Origin of the sequence: Microcoleus sp. B3-D2 (genome assembly GCF_036705345.1) — a bacterium.
GTDB lineage: Bacteria > Cyanobacteriota > Cyanobacteriia > Cyanobacteriales > Microcoleaceae > Microcoleus.
Genome location: NZ_JAUBUG010000187.1, coordinates 1 through 1,466, shown reverse-complemented (window position 1 = coordinate 1,466; position 1,466 = coordinate 1). Strand labels below are relative to the sequence as shown.

The 1,466-nt window shown below is 63.8% G+C and carries 1 protein-coding gene; it reads right to left on the bottom strand.

All coding sequences use genetic code 11. The annotated features are described in order from the left end of the window. Window positions 1–1,466, bottom strand: a 1,466-nt coding sequence (traA, locus tag QUB14_RS28585; protein WP_333297484.1) for a Ti-type conjugative transfer relaxase TraA, incomplete at both ends; no start/stop codon positions are given.

Here is a 1,466-nt window from a genome sequence, read left to right as displayed (position 1 = left end):
GCAAAGTCATCCTTGCCGTAATGCAGATCGACCTGGGTGCGGTGCCGCGACAGCGCGACATAGGCCCCATGGCTATCCATGCCCGGCGTCGCCAGCAGTTTGACCTGGTCCACGGTCATGCCCTGCGCCTTGTGGATGGTCGCTGCATAGCCGTGATCCAGATGCGCATAATCCTTGAGATCGAACGCCACTGCTTTGCCATCGTCGAGCTTCACCGACATGCGCAGCGCGCTGACGCTCTCGACCGTACCCAGCGATCCGTTCTTCACGCCCAGCGAGCGTTCGTTCTTCAGGAACATAACCCGGTCGCCGTCGGCAAACTGCCGCGTGCCGCGCTCGACCTTGAGCGCGACGTCATCGCCAAGATCGCCGCTGGCTCGCACCTTCTCACGCACAGCCTCGTTGAGCGCTCTGACCTCATCATTGGTGTGCGAAAGGATGATCCGGCTGGCATCCGGTTTCGCCTGCCGGTCGCGATCCCAGGCATCGACCAGAGCAGCGCGCGCAGCTTCGCGCGTTTCGGCAACATGGACGCTGCCTGCTTCCTCATAGCGCCCCAACGCCTCACCCGTCCTGCCGGTAGCAAGCTCGCGCGTCGCCTCGCGCTGCCACTCGATCTGCTGCCGCCGGATTGATGCAATCTCCACCGCACCATGCCGCTCAGCCGCAGCCCGAAACGCAGCGCCTGCCTCGATCGCCTGAAGCTGCTGCGGATCGCCAACCATCACGACTTTGGCCCCGTGCTGCTGTGCGTGCGACACAACGCGCTCCATCTGCCGCGTGCCGAGCATCCCGGCCTCGTCAATCACGAGGATATGCTTGCTGGTGAGCAGCTCCCTGCCCTGCCCCCATTGATGCTCCAGACTGGCCAGCGTGCGCGAAGGGATGCGCGAGCCTTGCTCCAGCCCCTCGGCTGCAATGCCGGAGAGCGCTGCACCCTGCACCGTATAGCCAGCGCGCTGCCATGCCTCACACGCAACACCCAGCATCGCGCTTTTCCCCGTTCCGGCATATCCAATGACATTGCTGACGCCCTTTGCCGATGTGACATGCTCCAGCGCCCCGCGCTGCTCAGCCGACAGGTCCATTCCGCGCGACTTTGCATTGGCCAGTGCCAGCTCGCGATAGCGTTCGGGCACGGCATGGCTGCGGCGTCCTTCAAGCCGGATCGTCGCACGCTCCAGCCGCTGCTCGGTCTCCAGCATCTCGCGCGAAGTGAACCGGTCGTTGCCTTTCCCGTCCTTGCCCAGCGCAACGAGCTCTGGCGCGTTCTTCACCGCCGACATCACCGCATCGAACTGCTCTTTGTCGGCGCTGTGCCGGTGGGCAAACATCGCAAGGTCGCGCGTCGTGAACGTAGCCTGCTGATGCGTGATAGCGTTCAATGCAATGTTCGGATCGGCGATGATCTTCTCGCCGTTCGATCGCGCAATACCGGCATGCTCGGCCAGCCGCTCGGGCAAAAG